Below are 19,077 nucleotides of genomic sequence, written 5' to 3' on the forward strand. Positions count from 1 at the left end.
TCATGCCCCATTCCGACGGCACCCTCTCGATCACCGTCAACGGCGCCCACAAGCGCGTCAACGCGGGGATCAGCATCGCCGATCTTGCCAACGAACTCGGCCTGGTGCCCGAGAAGGTCGCGGTGGAGCGCAACATGGAGGTGGTGCCGCGCTCGACGCTCGCGGACGTCTGCGTCGAGGATGGCGACGACATCGAGATCGTCCATTTCGTCGGCGGCGGCGATCATGACCGTGGCTGATCAGGATACATGGACGGTCGCAGGCAAGACCTTCCGCTCGCGGCTGATCGTCGGCACCGGCAAGTATAAGGATTTCGCGCAGAACGCCGCGGCGCTCGAAGCTTCGGGCGCCGAGATCGTCACCGTGGCGGTGCGCCGGGTCAACGTGCTCGACCGCAACGCGCCGATGCTGACCGATTTCATCGATCCCAAGAAGGTGACCTACCTTCCCAATACCGCGGGCTGTTTCGACGCCGAATCGGCGATCCGCACGCTGCGGCTGGCGCGCGAGGCGGGCGGCTGGGAGCTGGTCAAGCTCGAGGTGCTGGGCGAGGCCAAGACGCTGTACCCGGACATGGTGGAGACGCTCCGCGCCACCGAGGTGCTGGCCAACGAAGGCTTCAAGCCGATGGTCTATTGCGTCGACGATCCGATCGCAGCGAAACGATTGGAAAATGCCGGCGCGGTCGCGATCATGCCGCTCGGCGCGCCGATCGGCTCGGGGCTCGGCATCCAGAACCAGATCACCATCCGCCTGATCGTCGAGGGTGCGGGCGTGCCGGTGCTGGTGGATGCCGGCGTCGGCACCGCGTCAGACGCGGCGCTGGCGATGGAGCTGGGCTGCGACGGTGTGCTGATGAACACCGCGATCGCCGAGGCCAAGGACCCGATCATGATGGCGGCGGCGATGCGCGCCGCGGTGGAGAGCGGCAGGCTTGCCTATCGCGCCGGGCGGATGGGCAAGCGCCGCTATGCCGACCCGTCGAGCCCGCTCGCCGGGCTCATCTAGCCGCAGCTCGCCAAAGCACGCCGGAACATCGGTCGATCTGGGCCGTTTTAAAACCGTGATTCACCGCGAGCCGCCATCCCGGCCGGCCGCCGCGCGACACGATGGAGGACGCTATGGGCGAACTGACCGACAAGATCAAAGGCAACGTCAACGAAGCCGTCGGCAAGGTAAAGCAGGCGATCGGTGGCCACAACGGCGACACCGAGCTTCACGACGAGGGCGTCGCCCAGCAGGCCCAAGGCAAGGGCGAGCAGTTCAAGGGCAAGGTCAAGGGCGCGCTCGGCGACGACATCTGACCTGACCGTTTCATCCGCGACGGCGGATCGACAGGGCCGCGCCGGGACACCGGGGCGGCCTTTTCGTGTCGGCGTGCGTTTGGCCGGTGACCACTGCGCGATCAACCGGGCCGCCGGTTCGCTTGCTTTTGCCTGACCGCTCAGGGAAAGAGGCGGCAAAAGGAGAGGCCATGTCGTCGACGATCCAGGAACTCGAGCGCCGTCGCCAGGCCGCGCGGCTCGGGGGCGGCGAGAAGCGCATCGCGGCGCAGCATGCCAAGGGCAAGCTGACCGCGCGCGAGCGGCTCGACGTGCTGCTCGACGAGGGCAGCTTTGAAGAGATCGACATGTACGTCGAGCATAATTGCGTCGACTTCGGGATGCAGGACCAGGTCATCCCCGGCGACGGCGTGGTTACCGGATCGGGCACGATCAACGGCCGCCTCGTCTATGTGTTCAGCCAGGATTTCACCGTGTTCGGCGGCTCGCTGTCCGAGCGCCATGCGCAGAAGATCTGCAAGGTGATGGACACCGCGATGAAGGTCGGCGTGCCGATCATCGGTCTCAACGATTCCGGTGGCGCGCGCATCCAGGAGGGCGTCGCCAGCCTCGGCGGTTATGCCGAGGTGTTCCAGCGCAACGTGCTCGCGAGCGGCGTCATCCCCCAGCTCAGCCTGATCATGGGGCCGTGCGCGGGCGGCGCGGTCTATTCGCCGGCGATGACCGATTTCATCTTCATGGTGAAGGACAGTTCCTACATGTTCGTCACCGGCCCCGACGTGGTCAAGACGGTGACCAACGAGGTGGTGACGCAGGAGGCGCTCGGCGGCGCGGTGACGCACACGTCGAAGACCTCGGTCGCCGACAATGCCTTCGACAGTGACATCGAGGCGCTGCTCGCGGCGCGCGACTTCATCGATTTCCTACCCGCGTCGAACCGCGATCCCGTGCCCGAGCGGCCGACCGCCGACGATTGGGACCGGATCGAAGAAAGCCTCGACACGCTGGTGCCGGCCAACGCCAACCAGCCCTATGACATGCACGAGCTGATCCGGAAGGTGGTCGACGAGGGCGACTTCTTCGAGACCCAGCCGGCGCATGCGGGAAACATCATCACCGGCTTCGGCCGCATCGAGGGCAAGACGGTGGGATTCGTCGCCAACCAGCCGATGGTGCTGGCCGGCGTGCTCGACATCAACGCCTCCAAGAAGGCGGCGCGGTTCGTGCGTTTCTGCGACGCGTTCGAGATCCCGATCGTCACCCTGGTCGACGTTCCCGGCTTCCTGCCCGGCACCGCCCAGGAGCATAACGGCATCATCAAGCACGGTGCCAAGCTGTTGTTCGCTTATGGCGAGGCGACCGTCCCCAAGATCACCGTGATCACGCGCAAGGCCTATGGCGGCGCGTATGACGTGATGGCGTCCAAGCATCTGCGCGGCGACCTCAACTATGCCTGGCCCACCGCCGAGATCGCGGTGATGGGGGCCAAGGGCGCGGTGGAGATCATCTTCCGCGGTCGCACCCCCGACGAGATTGCCGAGCGCACCGCCGAATATGAGGCGCGCTTCGCCAACCCGTTCGTCGCGGCAAGCAAGGGCTTCATCGACGAGGTGATCCAGCCGCACTCCACCCGCCGTCGCATCGCGCTGGGGCTGCGCAAGCTCAAGGGCAAGAGCCTGGAAAATCCGTGGAAGAAGCATGGCAATATCCCACTCTAGGCTTGCCCGATGACGCTCGGCCGCCTCAACCACATCGGCATCGCGACCCCGTCGATCGACGCGGCGGTGGAGACGTATCGGACGCTGCTCGGCGCCGAGGCGATCGGTGAGCCGTTCGACCTGCCGGCGCAGGGCGTGCGGGTGTGCTTCATCGATGCGCCCAACACCCAGATCGAGCTGATCGAGCCCTATGACGCGAGCTCGCCGATCGCGGGCTTCCTCGCCAAGAACCCGGCCGGCGGGCAGCATCACCTCTGCTTCGAGGTGGCGGACATCCATGTCGCGGTCGCCGCGCTAGTGGCGAAGGGCGCGCGGGTGCTCGGCAGCCCGCGGATCGGCGCGCATGGCACGCCGATCGTGTTCATCCACCCGCGCGACATGGGCGGCACGCTGGTCGAGTTGATGGAAACGCCCGCGGCGGGCCACTGAACCGGCAAGAAAGGTCGAGCATGCCCGATTACCAGCATATCCTGAGCGAGCGGCGCGGCGACGTGCTGGTGCTGACGCTCAACCGGCCCGAGCGGCTCAATGCCGCGCCGACCGCGATGTTCGACGAACTGACCGCGGCGCTCGGCACGCTCGACGGCGCGCGCGCGGTGCTGCTGGCGGGCGCGGGCCGGGCGTTCTGCTCGGGTGCCGATGTTGCCGGCGGCGCGCTCGGCGGCGAGGATCCCGGCGCCGCCACCCATGAAGCGCTGACGGCGCATTACAATCCGACCATCGCCGCAATCGCCGAGCTGGATGTGCCGGTGGTGAGCGCGGTGCGCGGCGCCGCGGCGGGGATCGGCTGCAGCCTCGCGCTCTGCGCCGATTTCTGCGTCGCCGGCGACACCGGCTATTTCCTTCAGGCGTTCGTCAACATCGGGCTGGTTCCCGATGGCGGCGCCTCGTGGATGCTGCCGCGGCTGATCGGGCGGGCGCGGGCGTCGGAGATGATGATGCTCGGCGAGCGGGTGCCGGCCGCCAAGGCGCTCGACTGGGGGATGATTCACAAGGTCGTCGCCGACCAAGCGCTCGACGACGAGGCGCTGGCGCTCGCCGAGCGGCTCGCGGCCGGGCCGACGGTGGCGCTCGGCCTGATCCGGCGCGGGCTCGCCGCAGCGCTGGAGAGCGACTATCCGGCCGCGCTGGCGCGCGAGGCCGACGACCAGCGTACCGCGCGCGGCACCGCCGATGCGATGGAGGGCGGCATGGCCTTCCTGCAGAAGCGCAAGCCCGTGTTCCGCGGCGGCTGACCGGCAGGCGCTTGTCGCGGGGCGGTGATAGCTACTAGGGCGGGACAACGACGCCAGCCTTGGACAGAAGCGGCGCGAACGGAGTAGGATAGCCGGATGGCCGACACGCCACCCCCCACGAGGTCAGGCCTCGACGACTGGACCGCGCTCGCCGCCAAGGAGGTGAAGGGCGCCGATCTCACCTGGCACACGCCCGAGGGGATCGCGGTCAAGCCGCTGTATACGGCTGCCGACGTCACCACCGACCCCGGCCTGCCTGGCTTTGCGCCGTTCACCCGCGGCGTGCGCGCCTCGATGTATGCGGGCCGGCCGTGGACGATCCGCCAATATGCCGGCTTCTCCACCGCGGAGGCCTCCAACGCCTTCTACCGGCGCAACCTCGCCGCCGGGCAGAAGGGCCTGTCGGTCGCGTTCGATCTCGCGACCCACCGCGGCTATGACAGCGATCACCCGCGGGTCGTCGGCGATGTCGGCAAGGCGGGCGTGGCGATCGACAGCGTCGAAGACATGAAGATCCTGTTCGACGCGATCCCGCTCGATCAGATGTCGGTGAGCATGACGATGAACGGCGCGGTGATCCCGATCCTCGCCTTCTTCATCGTCGCCGGCGAGGAACAGGGCGTGCCGCGCCACCTGCTCGACGGGACCATCCAGAACGACATCCTCAAGGAGTTCATGGTCCGCAACACCTATATCTACCCGCCAGACCCCTCGATGCGGATCATCGCCGACATCATCGCCTATACCTCAGCGGAAATGCCCAAGTTCAACAGCATCTCGATCTCCGGCTATCACATGCAGGAGGCGGGGGCGACGCAGGTGCAGGAGCTGGCGTTCACCATCGCCGATGGTCGCGAATATGCGCGTGCAGCGATCGCGGCGGGGCTCGATATCGACAAGTTCGCCGGGCGGCTCTCGTTTTTCTTCGCGATCGGCATGAACTTCTTCATGGAGGTCGCCAAGCTGCGCGCGGCGCGGACCTTGTGGCATCGGGTGATGACCGAGCTCGGTGCGCAAGACGAACGCTCGAAGATGCTGCGCACCCATTGCCAGACCTCGGGCGTGTCGCTGCAGGAGCAGGACCCGTACAACAACGTCATCCGCACCACGGTGGAGGCGCTCGCCGCGGCGTTTGGCGGCACGCAGAGCCTCCACACCAACGCGCTCGACGAGGCGATCGCGTTGCCCACCGACTTTTCGGCGCGGATCGCGCGCAACACACAATTGGTGCTGCAGGAAGAGACGGGGATCACCAAGGTGATCGATCCGCTCGGCGGCAGCTATTATGTCGAGGCGCTGACGAGCGAGCTGGTCGACAAGGCGTGGGCGATCATCGAGCGGGTCGAGGCCGAGGGCGGGATGGCCAAGGCGGTCGCCGCCGGCTGGCCTAAGGCGATGATCGAGGAAGCGTCCGCGGCGCGCCAAGCCAAGGTCGATCGCGGCGAGGAGGTGATCGTCGGGGTCAACAAGTATCGGCTCGCCGAGCAGGACCCAATCGACATCCTCGACGTCGACAATCACGCAGTGCGCGAGGCGCAGGTGGCGCGGATCGCGCGAACCAAGGCGGCGCGCGACGAAGCGGCTTGCCGGGCGGCGCTGGATGCACTGCGCGAGGGAGCGGCGGGCCGTGCCAATCTGCTTGCGCTGGCGGTGGAGGCGGCGCGCGCACGTGCGACGCTGGGCGAGATCTCGGCGGCGATGGAGGATGTGTTCGGCCGCTATGGCACCCAGCCGACCCCGGTCAGCGGCATCTATGGCGGCGCCTATGCCGATGATGCGCGCTGGGCGCGGCTGGCGGACGGTGTTGCCGCGACCGAACGCCGGCTCGGCCGCCGGCCGCGGATGCTGGTCGCCAAGATGGGGCAGGACGGCCATGACCGCGGCGCCAACCTCGTCAGCAGCATGTTCGGCGACCTCGGCTTCGAGATCGTCCCCGGGCCACTGTTCCAGACCCCGGCCGAGGCCGCGGCGCTGGCGCTTGCCGAGGCGGTCGACGTGGTCGGTGCCTCAAGCCTCGCCGCAGGGCATAAAACCCTGATCCCTGAGTTGATCGACCACCTGCGCGCGGCGGGGCGAGCCGATATCAAGGTGATCGCGGGTGGTGTGATCCCCGCACAGGACTATCAGACGCTTCGCGATGCCGGGGTCCAGGCGATCTTCGGCCCCGGCACCAATCTTATCCAGGCCGCCGAAGAGGTGCTACGCCTCCTCGGCCACAACATGGCCCCCGAACAGGACGCTGCAGAATGAACGTGATGGTTGCCAACAGATCCCAGCTTGTGGCGAGCGGCCTCGAGACGCCGGTTGAGCGCGATCTGCAGCCGGTCGGCGCGGTGGCCGACGCCGGCGAACCGATGCGCACCGACTGGAGCCGCGACGAGATCAGGGCGCTGTTCGAGCTGCCGTTTACCGAGCTGCTGTTCCGCGCCGCAACCGTTCATCGCGCGCATCAGGCGGCGGACGAGATCCAGTTGTGCACGCTGCTGTCGATCAAGACCGGCGGCTGCGCCGAGGATTGCGGCTATTGCTCGCAGTCGGCGCATCACGGCACCGGGCTCAAGGCCGAGAAACTGATGGACGTCGACAGCGTCCTCGCCGCCGCCGCCGAGGCCAAGGCCGCCGGTTCGCAGCGCTTCTGCATGGGCGCCGCCTGGCGCAGCCCCAAGCCGCGCGACATGCCCAAGGTGGTGGCGATGATCGAGGGCGTGAAGGCGATGGGCCTCGAGACCTGCATGACGCTCGGCATGCTCGACGCCGACCAGGCCAAGGAGCTCGGCGCGGCGGGGCTGGACTACTACAATCACAATCTCGACAGCTCGCCCGAATATTATGACCGCGTCGTCACCACACGGACGTATCAGGACCGGCTCGACACGCTCGGCCACGTCCGCGACGCCGGCGTCGCGGTGTGCTGCGGCGGCATCGTCGGCATGGGCGAGACCCGCGCCGACCGGATCGGCTTCGTCCACAGCCTGGCGACCTTGCCGCGCCACCCGGAGAGCGTGACCGTCAACGCGCTGGTGCCGATCCGCGGCACGCCGCTCGGCGACATGCTGGCCGACACGCCGATGGGCAAGCTCGACGATATCGAGTTCGTCCGCGTCGTCGCCGCGGCGCGGATCGCGATGCCGCGCTCGATGGTGCGGTTGTCGGCGGGGCGCGAGAGCATGTCGGAATCGACCCAGGCGCTGTGCTTCATGGCCGGTGCCAACTCGATCTTTACCGGCGACAAGCTGCTCACCACCGGCAACGCCGGCGACAGCGCCGACGCCGCGCTGTTCGCCAAGCTCGGGCTGACGCCGATGGCGGGCGAGGAGCCGATGCGGATCAAGGAGAAGGCATGCTGCTGATCACCCTGCTGCTCGCCGCCGCCGATTGCGGCAACCTGCGGACGCAGACGGCGATGACCGCCTGCGCCGGGCAAAGCTATGCCGCCGCCGACGCCGAGATGACCCGCCACTGGAAGGTCACCTACGCCTATATGAAAGGCCGCGATGCGCATGACACGTCGCGCGGCGGCGGGTTCGGCTATGCCGCGGCGGCGCTCGCCAGCCAGCGGGCATGGCTGCAGTATCGCGACACGCAGTGCGTAATCGAGGGCGGCGAGTTCGCCGGCGGCACGCTGCAGCCGATGGCGCAGGCGCAATGCAAGGCGAGGCTGACGAAGGCGAGAACGGCGCAGCTCAAGGCGCTGGTGTGGCGCACGTAAATCCTTTGTCATCCCGGACTTGATCCGGGGTCCAATCCTCCGCCTGGAAAGACTTCGTTTGTAGTGCGGTGGACCCCGAACAGGTCTGGGGTGACGGGGGAGGTGGAGCAGTTGGGGCAACGAACATAATGCACGCGGCAGGTCCTTCGGGCGTTGCCGCATGCGCGAGGAGAGCAAGCGGTGTTCAAGAAGATCCTGGTCGCCAATCGAGGCGAGATCGCCTGCCGGGTGATGCGCACCGCCAAGCGGATGGGGATCGCCACCGTGGCGGTCTATTCGGATGCCGATGCGCGCAGCCCGCATGTGCTGATGGCCGACGAGAGCGTCCGCCTCGGGCCGGCACCGGCCGCCGACAGCTACCTCAAGGCCGAGCTGATCCTGCTCGCCGCCAAGGAAACCGGCGCCGACTGCATCCACCCGGGCTATGGCTTCCTCTCGGAGCGCGAGAGCTTCGCGCGCGCTTGTGCCGAGGCGGGGATCGCCTTTGTCGGCCCGCCGCCGCACGCAATCGCGGCGATGGGCGACAAGATCGAATCCAAGAAGCTCGCCAAGCAGGCGGGGGTCAACGTCGTCCCCGGCTTCCTCGGCGAGATCGCCGACACCGATCATGCGGTGCGGATCGCCGGCGAGATCGGCTATCCGGTGATGATGAAGGCTTCGGCCGGCGGCGGCGGCAAGGGCATGCGGCTCGCCTGGTCCGAGCAGGACGTGAGCGAAGGCTTCGAGGCGACCAAGCGCGAAGGCCTGGCGAGCTTCGGCGACGACCGCGTGTTCATCGAAAAGTTCATCGAGAGCCCGCGCCACATCGAGATCCAGGTGATGGGGGATCAACACGGCACCATCGTCTATCTCGGCGAGCGCGAATGCTCGATCCAGCGCCGCCACCAGAAGGTGGTCGAGGAGGCACCGTCGCCGTTCGTGACGCCAACGATGCGCCGCGCGATGGGCGAGCAGGCGGTCGCGCTGGCGCGGGCGGTGGGCTATCATTCCGCCGGCACGGTCGAGCTGATCGTGTCGGGTGCCGATACCAGCGGCGAGGGCTTCTACTTCCTCGAGATGAACACCCGGCTGCAGGTGGAGCATCCGGTGACCGAGGCGGTCACCGGGCTGGACCTCGTAGAATTGATGATCCGGGTGGCGGCGGGCGAGCCGCTCGGCTTCGGCCAGGATGACGTGACGCTCACCGGCTGGGCGATCGAGAATCGCGTCTATGCCGAAGATCCCTACCGCGGCTTCCTGCCGAGCATCGGCCGGCTGGTACGCTACGCGCCGCCCGAGAGCGAGCAGACGCCCTATCGCGCCGTCGGCTTAAGCGGCGGCGAGGCCGCGTCGGATGCGCCCTATGTCCGCGTCGACGACGGCGTCGTCGAGGGCGGCGAGGTCAGCATGTTCTACGACCCGATGATCGCCAAGCTGATCACCTGGGCGCCGACGCGCGACGAGGCGGCCGATCTGCAGGTCGCCGCGCTCGACGCGTTCGAGCTCGAGGGCGTCGGCAACAACGTGGATTTCCTGTCGGCGCTGATGCAGCACCCGCGCTTCCGCGCCGGTGCGCTGACCACCGGCTTCATCGCCGAGGAATATCCCGACGGCTTCCACGGCGCATCCGCCGACCCGGCGCTGCTGCGGACGCTCGCCGCGGTGGCGGCGTTCGCGGCGACCGCCGCGGCGGATCGCGCGCGGCGGATCGACGGACAGCTCGGGCGGCGGCTGCACCCGCCCGGCGACTGGGTGGTGCGGATCGGCGGGGTGGATCACGCAGTGACCGTGTCGCCCGATGCGATCAGCGTCGATGGTGCCGATCTCGACCTCGACATCGCCTATACGCCGGGTGATCGGATGATCGCGGTGGAGCATGGCGACGAGGCGCTGACGGTGCGGCTGGCGCGGGCCGCCGGCGGCTTCCGCCTCACCGCGCGCGGCGCGAGCCATGCCGTCCGGGTGCTGCCGGCGCGGTTCGCTCCTTATGCCGAGCATATGATCGAGAAGATCCCGCCCGATCTATCGAAGTTCCTGATCGCGCCGATGCCGGGGCTGCTCGTCCGCCTCGATGTCGCGGCGGGCGACGCGGTCGAGGCCGGCCAGCCGCTCGCGGTGGTGGAGGCGATGAAGATGGAGAATATCCTGCGCGCGCAGAAATCCGGCACGATCAAGTCTGTCGAGGCCGCCGCCGGCGACAGCCTTTCGGTCGATCAGGTCATCCTCGAGCTCGATTAGCGTGGTTTGTGTCGGCGTCGACACCGGTCGGCGACATGATGTGATATGAATTGGCTGGACTAGCGACGGTGCGCTGGCCACACAGCCTGACATGTCGCGTGTCCTCGTCCTGCTGCTTGCCACCGCCGCGCTTGGCGGGTGCACCGTCGGCCCCGATTACCATCCCCAAGGCGCCGCCGAGCTTGGTGTGCCGACCGGCTATTCGGTGCCTGCCGCGCAGACCGCCGAGGATTTGACCCGCTGGTGGGGCAAGTTCGACGATCCGACGCTCGGGGCGCTGGTCGAGCAGGCGCGGGTCGCCAACACCGATGTCGCCCAGGCGGTCGCCCGGCTGCGCCAGGCCCGCGAGGCACTGGTGCAGAACCGCGCGCAGCTGCTGCCGACGCTGACCGGCTCGGCGGGCTACAACCGATCGCAGAATCTGATCGGCGGCACCCGCAACATCCAATTGTCGGATGGCAGCATCACCACCGTCAGCAACAGCGGCGGCAGCAGCTTCTCGCTCGGGCTCGACGCGCAATATCAGCTCGGGCTGTTCGGCGAATTGCGTCGTACCGTCGAGGCGAGCCGGGCGAGCTACCAAGCGTCGGGCTTCGATTATGCGACCACGCTGATCTCGGTGGAGAGCGAGGTCGCGCGCAACTACGTGCTGGCGCGCGCCTATCAGGCGCAGATCGCCAATGCGCGGGCGAGCCTCGCCATCCAGGACGACAATCTCGAGATCGCCGGCTTCAGGGTGCAGGCGGGGCTGGTATCGTCGGTGGATGCCGAGCAGGCGCGCGCGACGCGGGCGCAGACCGCCGCGACCGTGCCGCAGATCGAGCAGCAATATAGCGCCGCGGTGGCGCGGCTGGGCGTGCTCACCGGGCAGGCGCCGGGCGCGCTGCGCCAGGCGCTCGCCACGACGCGGCCGATCCCGGTCGGTCCGCAGACCGTGGGGGTGGGGATCCCCGCCGATACGCTGCGCCAGCGCCCCGACGTTCGCGCCGCCGAGCGGACGCTCGCCGCCGCCACCGCGCAGATCGGCGTCAGCAAGGCGGCGCTCTACCCGGCGCTGGCGACCACCGGCAACATCCAGACCAATGCGACGTCGTTCGGCAATCTCGGCGATGCGATCACCGGCGGGCTGTTCGCGGGCGTGACCCAGGCGATCTTCAACGGCGGCCGTCTGCGCAGCGCGGTGCGCTCGAGCGAAGCCGCCGCCGATGCCTCGCTCGCCGCCTACAAAGGAACGGTGCTGACCGCGCTGGAGGATGTCGAGAATGCGATCGTTGCGCTGGACACCGCGCGCCAGCGCGAGGCGCAGTTCCGTATCGCCTATGATGCCGCCAACGCCTCGGCGATCCTCAGCCGCAGCCAGTATCGCTCGGGGCTGACCGATTTCACCACGCTCAACACCCAGGAGACCGCGCTGCTCTCCGCGCAGAACGGCCTCACCCAGGCGCAGTCCGACCAGGCGACCGCGCTGATCGCGCTCTATGCCGCGCTCGGCGGCGGCTGGGATGCGACCGCCATTTCCGAGGCGCCGGCCCGCGGCACTCCCGTTCCCGTGTCCGCGGCTCCCGGTTCCGCGCCCCCCGTTTCCGCGACAGAGACCCGCTGATGGCCGATGCACAACTCGACGACTTCCTCGGTGTGAAGCCGACGCCGGCGTGGCGGCGCTATGCGAAATGGGTGGCGATCGTCGCCGGCCTGATCGTGCTCGCGCTGCTGCTGTCGCGCTGCCTCGGCGGCAAGGCACCGATCAATTATGCCACCCAGACCGCCGATCGCGGCAATCTGACGGTGACGGTGTCGGCCACCGGCAAGCTCGCGCCGACCAATCAGGTGACGGTCGGCTCGCAGCTGTCGGGCCTCGTCACCAAGGTGGTGGTGGACGTCAACGACCGGGTGGTCGCCGGCCAGCCGCTGGCGCTGATCGACCCCGAGCAGCTCGACGACCAGATCCGCCAGGGGCAGGCGACGCTCGATGCCAATCTCGCCCAGGTCAACCAGGCGCAGGCCACCGTGGCCGAAAGCCAGGCGCAGCTCGCGCGGCTCCAGGAGGTGTACCGCCTGTCCAACGGCCGCGTGCCGTCCGCCACCGAGTTGCAGACCGGCCGTGCCGACGCGCAGCGCGCGGTCGCCGCGCTCAAGGTCGCCCAGGCCAATGTCGTCGCCAGCCGCGCGTCGCTCGCGCAGAGCCAGACGCAGCGCGCCCGCGCGATCATCCGCTCGCCCGTCAACGGCGTGATCCTCGCCCGCCAGGTCGATCCGGGGCAGACGGTGGCGGCGTCGTTCAGCACGCCGACGCTGTTCGTGATCGCCGAGGACCTCAGCAAGATGAAGCTCGAGGTCGCAATCGACGAAGCCGATGTCGGCGAGGTCCAGGTCGGCCAGAAGGCCAATTTCACCGTCGATGCCTTCCCGGGCAAGACCTTCCCGGCGGTGATCACCCGGGTGGATCTCGGCTCCAACCTGACGGTGAGTTCGGCGACCTCGTCCAGCACGACGACCACCACCTCCACCACCGGCCAAGTCGTCTCCTATGCGGCCGATCTCACCGTCGCCAACCCGACGCTGCAGCTGCGCCCGGGGATGACCGCGACCGCCGACATCGTCACCTCCGACAAGCAGGGCGTGCTGCTCGTCCCCAACGCCGCGCTGCGCTTCAAGCCGAGTGCCGGGGGCGCCGGCAGCGGCATCGCCGGCGCGATCGTGCCACGCGGACCGCGCCGCGACACCGGCGCGACCCGCACCGTGACGGTCGGCCGCGGCGGCACCCAGACGGTCTACGTCAAGGGTGCCGATGGCACGCCGCAGCCGGTCCAGATCACCACCGGCGACACCAACGGCACCGTCACCGAGGTGCTCGGCGGCAATCTCAAGCCGGGTGCCGAGGTGATCACCGGCCAATTGGCCGAGGGCAGCGAGGCGAGCAGCAAGCGCGGCGGTACGGGACAGCGCAAGGCGGGAGGGGGCGGTGGCCAGTAACCCTGCCGATCCGATCGCCGCGGCGCCGCTGATCAGCATGCGCGGCGTCACCAAGACCTATGGCAGCGGCGCGACCTTGTTCCAGGCGCTCAAAGGCGTGGACCTCGACATCGCCGGCGGGGACTTCGTCGCGGTGATGGGCCCGTCGGGCTCGGGCAAGTCGACGACGATGAACATCCTCGGCTGCCTAGACGTGCCGAGCGCGGGCAGCTTCCTGTTTCGCGGCCACCATGTCGAGGCGATCGACCGCGACCAGCGTGCGCTGCTGCGGCGCCGCTATCTCGGCTTCGTGTTCCAGGGCTTCAACCTGCTGAGCCGGACGAGCGCGCTCGAGAATGTCGAGCTGCCGCTGCTCTACCGCGGCGACGAGAAGAAGGCGCGCCGCGAGATCGCGATGGCGGCGCTGGAGAAAGTGGGGCTCGATCGCTGGTGGGATCACACCCCCGCGGAACTGTCCGGCGGCCAGCAGCAGCGCGTCGCCATCGCCCGCGCGATCGTCACCCAGCCCGATGTGCTGCTCGCCGACGAGCCGACCGGCAACCTCGATTCCGAGCGATCGATCGAGATCATGGAATTGCTCACCGATCTCAACCGCGGCAGCAACATCACGGTGCTGATGGTCACCCACGAGCCCGACATGGCGGCGTTCGCGCGCACCGTGGTGCATTTCAAGGACGGGCTGGTCGAGCGGATCGAGGCGCAGCACCCGCCGGGCGTCGTCCCGGAGATGCACTGATGATCGGCACGACAGTCGTGCTCGCGCTGCGTTCGATCCGGCGGCACATCCTGCGCTCGTTCCTGACCATCCTCGGCATCGTCATCGGCGTCGGCGCGGTGGTGACGATGGTGACGCTGGGCAAGGCGACCACGGCGGCGGTGCAGAGCCAGATCGCCGCGCTCGGCACCAACATCCTCCAGGTCCGGCCCGGCCAGGGCTTCGGGCGCGGCGGCGGCGGCCCGCAGCCGCCCAACTTCAAGCCGGAGGACGTCGAGGCGATCGCCAACCAGATCGCCGGCGTCACCGCGGTTGCGCCGCAAGCGCAGAGCACCGCGACCGCGATCTACGAGGGCGCCAATTGGTCGACCACGATCAACGGCACCACCAGCGCCTATTTCCAGGTGCAGCCCTGGCCGCTGGTGTCGGGCCGATCGTGGACGCCGGCGGAGGAAGCGGCGGGCAAGGCGGTGTGCATCATCGGCAACACCGTGCGCACCAACCTGTGGCATGGCGCCGATCCGGTGGGGAACCGCTTCCGGATCGGCTCGATCAGCTGCGACGTGATCGGCGTGCTCTCCACCCGCGGCCAGGCCGGGTTCGGCGGCGACCAGGACGATGTCGTGATCATGCCGATCAAGACGGTGCAGCGCCGCTTCACCGGCAGCCGCGACATCCGGCTGATGCTGGTCGGCGTCGACCAGGCCTTTTCCACCGCCGCCGTGCAATCGTCGATTTCCGATCTGCTGCGCGAGCGGCGCAGCATCACCGGCGGCAAGGAAGACGATTTCAACATCTTCGACACCAAGCAGATCTCCGACACGCTGACCGGCACGACGACGCTGCTGACCCGCATCGTCGCCGCGGTGGCGGCGATCAGCCTGGTGGTCGGCGGCATCGGCATCATGAACATCATGCTGGTGTCGGTCACCGAACGAACCCGCGAGATCGGCATCCGCCTCGCGATCGGCGCGGTGGCGCGCGAGGTGCTGCTGCAGTTCCTGGTCGAGGCGGTGGCGCTGTCGTGCCTTGGCGGCGTGATCGGGCTGGTGATCGCGCAGGGGACGATCGCCGCGATCACGCCGCTGATGCAGGTGCCATGGACGTTCGATCTGCAGATCAACCTGATCGCCTTCGCGATATCGGCGGTGATCGGCGTGGTGTTCGGCTATTTCCCGGCGCGGCGTGCGGCGGCGCTCAACCCGATCGACGCGTTGCGGCACGAATAACGCCGCGGCGCCGACCGGGGAGGGCTGAGGCTAGGTGAGGTCGCCGAGCGCGGTGCTGGTCGTCGCCGGCCGGGTCCGCGCCTCGGGAGCATGGACCAGCTCGCGCAGCCGCTCGAGCTCCTCGGGCGTGTCGACGTCGATCAGCTCGGCCGGGGTGGTGACGACATGGCGGCCGGCGCGGACCAGGTCGCGCGCGCCGGCGTCGCCCTCCAGCGTCAGCAGGAAATCGAACTGGTCGCGCCCGAACACCGCTGGCGGCTTGGGAGAATGGCCGTCGCTGGAGGCGACCACCGCGTCGCTCGAATCGGCGGCATCGAGCAGGCGATAGATATGGCTCGCGGTCACCCGCGGCATGTCGGCGAGCGCGATCACCACCGCCTCGGCGCCGACCGATTTGGCGAAGGCGACACCGCGCCTGACCGATACCGCCATGCCGACCGCAGGATCGTCATTCTCGACCACGGTGAAGCCATGGCTCGCATAGTCGCATCGCGTGCCGGCGGTGACCGCCACCCGATGCTTGAACGGCATGTCTTCGAGCGCGATCGCGACATGGAGGCCGAGCGGGCGGTTGAGGAAGGGCTGGTCGAGCTTGCTGCCGATATCGCCCATTCGTTCGGAGCGACCGGCGGCGAGCAGAACGAGGACGCAGTCTTCAGCGGCGATCATGAAAGGCTCCCACCATGGCGGCGGCGATCGACAGCGCGATCTCGGACGGGCCGATCGCGCCGATGTCGATGCCGACCGGCGCGTCGATCCTGTCGAGTTGCTCGGGGGTGATGCCGGCGGCGGCGAGACGCTCGCGGCGCGCGGCATGGCTGCGCCGGCTACCGAGCGCGCCGACATAGGGCGCGTTGCTGGCGAGCGCGGCGATCAGCGCCGGATCGTCGATCTTGATGTCGTGGCTCAGAGTCACCACCGCGGTCGACGGGCCGGGGCGATAGGCCTCGATCGCTTCGTCCGGCCAGCGATCGTCCAGCGTCACCCCCGGGAAACGCTCCTCGGTGAGGAAGCGCGCGCGCGGATCGATCACCACCGTGTCGATGCCGAGCGTGGTGGTGAGCTGCGCCAGCGCCTGGGCGATCTGCACCGCGCCGACGATCAGCAGCCGGCGCGGCGGATCGTAGCGGTTGAGGAACGCCTCGCCGGTCTCCTGCGGGCGGATGTCGCTGTGGCCGGTGGCAAGGTCGGTGGTCACCGTCAGTGCTTCGCCGGTCTCGCGCGCCTCGACGATGCGCTCGAACAATTCGGGATCGAAGCCTGCGGCCGAGACCGGCTGGACCATCACCGCGATCTCGCCGCCGCAGGGCAGGCCGACTTCCCAGGCGGCAGCATCGGCGACGCCGTAATTCTTCACCTGGAAGGGCGCGCCGGCGATCACCTCCGCGGCGGTCTGAAGGATGTCGCTCTCGACGCAACCGCCCGATACCGAGCCTTCGAACCGGCCATCGGCGTGGACCAGCATGTGGCTGCCCTTGGGGCGCGGCGCCGAGCCCCAGGTGGAGACCACCGTGGCGATCGCCATCGGCTCGCCGTGCCAGTCGCGCGCGGCCGCAAGGACGCTGTCGTTTTCCGCCATAGGTGGTTCTTCCGTGATGCTTGGGCTGGAGGTGCGGACACCCCTAGCCGGTGTCAAGCGCGCCGCGATGATTGCCGGGGTGGAGAATATCCGACCCTACACCGTCGCCCCAGCGAACGCTGGGGCCTCCCGGTTGGCGGCGATAGGCGCGCCACGAGGAGATCCCAGCGTTCGCTGGGATGACGGCGCTGGATCACACCGCCGGCAGACCCTCGAGCAATTTGTCGAGCGTCAGCGGATAGTCGCGCACGCGCACGCCGGTGGCGTTGTAGATCGCGTTGGCGATGGCCGCGCCGGCGCCCGAGATTCCGAGCTCGCCGATGCCTTTGGCGTGGAGCGGGTTGGAATGGATGTCGCGCTCGGGGAGGAACATGACCTCGAGCTGCGGCACGTCGGAGTTCACCGGGACATGGTATTCGCCGAGATCGTGGTTGACGACCTTGCCGTTGCGATGGTCGTGAACCAGCTCCTCGGTCAGCGCCGCGCCGATGCCGAAGGTCATGCCGCCGAAGCATTGCGAGCGCGCGGTCTTCTCGTTGAGGATGCGGCCGGCGGCGAACACGCCGAGCATCCGGCGGACCCGGACCTCGCCGGTGACGGCGTTGACCCCGACCTCGCAGAAATGGGCGCCATACGAGGCCTGGGTGGTCGCGTCCTTCTGCTTGCCGGGCTTGATCTCGCCGGTCGCCTCGAGCCCCTCGCCGGCGAGCTCGGCCAGCCGGGTCGAGCGATTGTCGGCGATGACCATGCCGTCCTTGAAGGTGATCGCCTCGGGGCTGACGTCGAGCTTCTTGGCGATCTGGTTGCGGATGTCCTCGCATGCCAGATACACCGCCGAGCCCGAGCCGCAGGCACCCCATGAGCCGCCCGAGCCGCCCGAGGCGGGACTGTCGCTGTCGCCGAGCTTGATCGTGATCTGCTCGGGGGTGAGGCCCAGCAACTCGCCGGCGATCTGGGCGAGGATGGTGTAAGTGCCGGTGCCGATATCGGTCATCGCGGTTTCGATGGTGAGGTGCCCGGCGGCGTCGAGCGATGCCTTGGCCGAATCGGTCTGCAGCTGGTTGTTACGCGTCGCCGCGGCCATGCCCATGCCGATCAGCCATTCACCCTCGCGGCGCCCGCCCGGCGTCGCCTGGCGATCGCTCCAGCCGAACTGCTTTGCGCCCTCGTCGAGGCAGCGGCTGAGCTGGCGGCTGGAGAAGGGGACGTTCTTCTCGGGATCGATCGTCATGTCGTTGCGCTTGCGCAGCTCGACGGGATCGAGGCCCATCTTCTCCGCCAGCTCGTCTATCGCGCCTTCGAGCGCGAGCATGCCCGAGGCTTCGCCCGGCGCGCGCATCGAGCCCGACAGGCCGAGGTTGAGCCTGACGAGGTCGTGATTGATGATGCGGTGCTCGCCCGGATAGAGCGAGTGGGTGCCGATCCCGGCGGGCTCGAAGAAGCCCTCACCGGGCAGGTTGGAGCACAGCGTCTCGTGGCCGATGCCGATCAGCCGGCCGTCAGCGTTGGCCGCCAGCCGGATGCGCTGCTCGGTGTTGGAGCGGCGCGGGGTGATCTCGAACACCTGCGGGCGCAGCATCACCGCCTTGACCGGGCGGCCGAGCTGCTTTGCGGCAATCGCCGCCGCCGCGCTTTCGGGCGAGATGCCGAGCTTGGAACCGAAGCCGCCGCCGACGAACGGAGCGACGATCCGCACCTTGCTCGCCGAGACGCCAAGCGCCTTGGCCAATGCCTGCGCATCCTGGGTCGGCATCTGGTACGAGCCGTACAGTGTCAGCTTGCCTTCGTCCCAATAGGCGAGGCTGGCATGCGGCTCCATCGCCACCGAATTCTGGCTGGGCGTGGTGAAGGTCGCGTCGATCGTGACCGCGGCATCGGCCATCGCCTGGTCGAGGTCGCCCTGGCTGAAGTGCGAGGGGATGTTGTTGAACGGTGGCTTGTCGGTCTCGCCGCGATGGGCGTTGAAGTCGTAGCGACCGGGCGTGGCGTCATAGCTGATCGGCAGCTGCAGCGCCGCGTCGCGCGCCGCCTCATAGCTTTCGCCAAGCACGATCGCGATCACCTGGCCGAAATAAGAGATCTCCTCGACGCCCTGGGTGGGCGCCTTGGTCTCGCCGCCCTGGCCGGCGTTGCGCAGGAAGTGCTTGAAGTCGGTGACGACGTCGATCACCCCGGGCAGCGACTTGACCGCATCGGCATCGATCGCGCTGACCTTGCCCGAGCCGATCCTCGCGCTGACGAGCACGCCATAAGCCATGTTGTCGACGCGATATTCGGCCGAATAGGTCGCGGTGCCGGTGACCTTGCGCGGTCCTTCGTAGCGGCTGACCGGCTTGGTGATGACGCCCTGGACGCCGGTATCGAGCAGGCTGGTCGGCTGCGGCTCGTCCATCTTGAGGGTGTTGGTGTGGCCCATGCC

At 68.5% G+C, this 19,077-nt stretch carries 15 protein-coding genes and 1 pseudogene; 13 read left to right on the forward strand and 3 right to left on the reverse strand.

Going from position 1 to position 19,077, the window contains the following annotated elements; translation table 11 throughout:
• Positions 1–2 precede the first annotated feature (2 nt).
• The 13 genes and pseudogenes from thiS (at position 3) to OXR60_RS04920 (ending at position 15,079) form a co-directional block, all read left to right on the forward strand.
• Positions 3–1,008, forward strand: a pseudogene (gene thiS, locus OXR60_RS04860) (sulfur carrier protein ThiS).
• Positions 1,009–1,121: 113 nt separating this feature from the next.
• Entirely contained in the window at positions 1,122–1,304 is a 183-nt protein-coding gene (locus tag OXR60_RS04865; RefSeq protein ID WP_267394625.1) for a CsbD family protein, read from the forward strand.
• Between the two features lie 170 nt (positions 1,305–1,474).
• The gene (locus OXR60_RS04870; protein ID WP_267394627.1) at positions 1,475–3,001 is read left to right on the forward strand and encodes an acyl-CoA carboxylase subunit beta; all 1,527 of its coding nucleotides are present in this window, start codon (positions 1,475–1,477) and stop codon (positions 2,999–3,001) included.
• 9 nt (positions 3,002–3,010) lie between these two features.
• Positions 3,011–3,430 (forward strand): methylmalonyl-CoA epimerase, encoded by a 420-nt coding sequence (mce, locus tag OXR60_RS04875; RefSeq protein WP_267394629.1) that lies wholly within the window; start codon positions 3,011–3,013, stop codon positions 3,428–3,430.
• Between the two features lie 20 nt (positions 3,431–3,450).
• On the forward strand, positions 3,451–4,236 hold the full coding sequence (locus OXR60_RS04880) for an enoyl-CoA hydratase-related protein (protein WP_267394631.1): 786 nt from the start codon (positions 3,451–3,453) through the stop codon (positions 4,234–4,236).
• 96 nt (positions 4,237–4,332) lie between these two features.
• Positions 4,333–6,486 (forward strand): methylmalonyl-CoA mutase, encoded by a 2,154-nt coding sequence (gene scpA, locus OXR60_RS04885; protein WP_267394633.1) that lies wholly within the window; start codon positions 4,333–4,335, stop codon positions 6,484–6,486.
• Positions 6,487–6,590: 104 nt separating this feature from the next.
• Positions 6,591–7,586 (forward strand): biotin synthase BioB, encoded by a 996-nt coding sequence (bioB, locus tag OXR60_RS04890; protein WP_267394695.1) that lies wholly within the window; start codon positions 6,591–6,593, stop codon positions 7,584–7,586.
• Positions 7,577–7,945 (forward strand): lysozyme inhibitor LprI family protein, encoded by a 369-nt coding sequence (locus OXR60_RS04895; RefSeq protein WP_267394634.1) that lies wholly within the window; start codon positions 7,577–7,579, stop codon positions 7,943–7,945. Before bioB ends, OXR60_RS04895 begins: the two co-directional genes overlap by 10 nt.
• A 180-nt stretch (positions 7,946–8,125) precedes the next feature.
• Positions 8,126–10,162 (forward strand): acetyl/propionyl/methylcrotonyl-CoA carboxylase subunit alpha, encoded by a 2,037-nt coding sequence (locus OXR60_RS04900; RefSeq protein ID WP_267394635.1) that lies wholly within the window; start codon positions 8,126–8,128, stop codon positions 10,160–10,162.
• A gap of 91 nt (positions 10,163–10,253) precedes the next feature.
• The gene (locus OXR60_RS04905; RefSeq protein ID WP_267394637.1) at positions 10,254–11,765 is read left to right on the forward strand and encodes an efflux transporter outer membrane subunit; all 1,512 of its coding nucleotides are present in this window, start codon (positions 10,254–10,256) and stop codon (positions 11,763–11,765) included.
• Positions 11,765–13,135, forward strand: coding sequence for an efflux RND transporter periplasmic adaptor subunit (locus OXR60_RS04910; RefSeq protein WP_267394639.1), 1,371 nt, complete (start codon positions 11,765–11,767; stop codon positions 13,133–13,135). The genes OXR60_RS04905 and OXR60_RS04910 overlap by 1 nt, the downstream gene beginning before the upstream one ends.
• A 13-nt stretch (positions 13,136–13,148) precedes the next feature.
• Positions 13,149–13,871 (forward strand): ABC transporter ATP-binding protein, encoded by a 723-nt coding sequence (locus tag OXR60_RS04915; RefSeq protein WP_267394696.1) that lies wholly within the window; start codon positions 13,149–13,151, stop codon positions 13,869–13,871.
• Positions 13,871–15,079, forward strand: a complete 1,209-nt coding sequence (locus tag OXR60_RS04920; RefSeq protein WP_267394641.1) for an ABC transporter permease — start codon at positions 13,871–13,873, stop codon at positions 15,077–15,079. Before OXR60_RS04915 ends, OXR60_RS04920 begins: the two co-directional genes overlap by 1 nt.
• 30 nt (positions 15,080–15,109) lie before the next feature.
• Here the strand turns inward: OXR60_RS04920 and OXR60_RS04925 are convergent, their stop codons facing one another.
• The 3 genes from OXR60_RS04925 to OXR60_RS04935 all read right to left on the reverse strand — a co-directional run bounded on the left by OXR60_RS04925 (position 15,110) and on the right by OXR60_RS04935 (position 19,074).
• The gene (locus tag OXR60_RS04925; RefSeq protein WP_267394643.1) at positions 15,110–15,748 is read right to left on the reverse strand and encodes a nucleotidyltransferase family protein; all 639 of its coding nucleotides are present in this window, start codon (positions 15,746–15,748) and stop codon (positions 15,110–15,112) included.
• A complete protein-coding gene (locus tag OXR60_RS04930; RefSeq protein WP_267394645.1) occupies positions 15,735–16,658 on the reverse strand; it encodes an XdhC family protein in 924 nt (307 codons plus the stop codon). The genes OXR60_RS04925 and OXR60_RS04930 overlap by 14 nt, the downstream gene beginning before the upstream one ends.
• Positions 16,659–16,851: 193 nt before the next feature.
• Positions 16,852–19,074 (reverse strand): xanthine dehydrogenase family protein molybdopterin-binding subunit, encoded by a 2,223-nt coding sequence (locus OXR60_RS04935; protein ID WP_267394697.1) that lies wholly within the window; start codon positions 19,072–19,074, stop codon positions 16,852–16,854.
• Positions 19,075–19,077 lie beyond the last annotated feature (3 nt).

It is taken from the genome of Sphingomonas sp. GC_Shp_5, from assembly GCF_026540855.1.
In the GTDB taxonomy this organism is placed as follows: Bacteria; Pseudomonadota; Alphaproteobacteria; order Sphingomonadales; family Sphingomonadaceae; genus Sphingomonas.

Coding starts and splice junctions, on each gene's coding strand:
- OXR60_RS04865 (WP_267394625.1), top strand. CDS start 1,122: ATGGGCGAACTGACCGACAAGATCAAAGGCAACGTCAACGAAGCCGTC.
- OXR60_RS04870 (WP_267394627.1), top strand. CDS start 1,475: ATGTCGTCGACGATCCAGGAACTCGAGCGCCGTCGCCAGGCCGCGCGG.
- mce (WP_267394629.1), top strand. CDS start 3,011: ATGACGCTCGGCCGCCTCAACCACATCGGCATCGCGACCCCGTCGATC.
- OXR60_RS04880 (WP_267394631.1), top strand. CDS start 3,451: ATGCCCGATTACCAGCATATCCTGAGCGAGCGGCGCGGCGACGTGCTG.
- scpA (WP_267394633.1), top strand. CDS start 4,333: ATGGCCGACACGCCACCCCCCACGAGGTCAGGCCTCGACGACTGGACC.
- bioB (WP_267394695.1), top strand. CDS start 6,591: ATGCGCACCGACTGGAGCCGCGACGAGATCAGGGCGCTGTTCGAGCTG.
- OXR60_RS04895 (WP_267394634.1), top strand. CDS start 7,577: ATGCTGCTGATCACCCTGCTGCTCGCCGCCGCCGATTGCGGCAACCTG.
- OXR60_RS04905 (WP_267394637.1), top strand. CDS start 10,254: ATGTCGCGTGTCCTCGTCCTGCTGCTTGCCACCGCCGCGCTTGGCGGG.
- OXR60_RS04910 (WP_267394639.1), top strand. CDS start 11,765: ATGGCCGATGCACAACTCGACGACTTCCTCGGTGTGAAGCCGACGCCG.
- OXR60_RS04920 (WP_267394641.1), top strand. CDS start 13,871: ATGATCGGCACGACAGTCGTGCTCGCGCTGCGTTCGATCCGGCGGCAC.
- OXR60_RS04925 (WP_267394643.1), bottom strand. CDS start 15,748: ATGATCGCCGCTGAAGACTGCGTCCTCGTTCTGCTCGCCGCCGGTCGC.
- OXR60_RS04930 (WP_267394645.1), bottom strand. CDS start 16,658: ATGGCGGAAAACGACAGCGTCCTTGCGGCCGCGCGCGACTGGCACGGC.
- OXR60_RS04935 (WP_267394697.1), bottom strand. CDS start 19,074: ATGGGCCACACCAACACCCTCAAGATGGACGAGCCGCAGCCGACCAGC.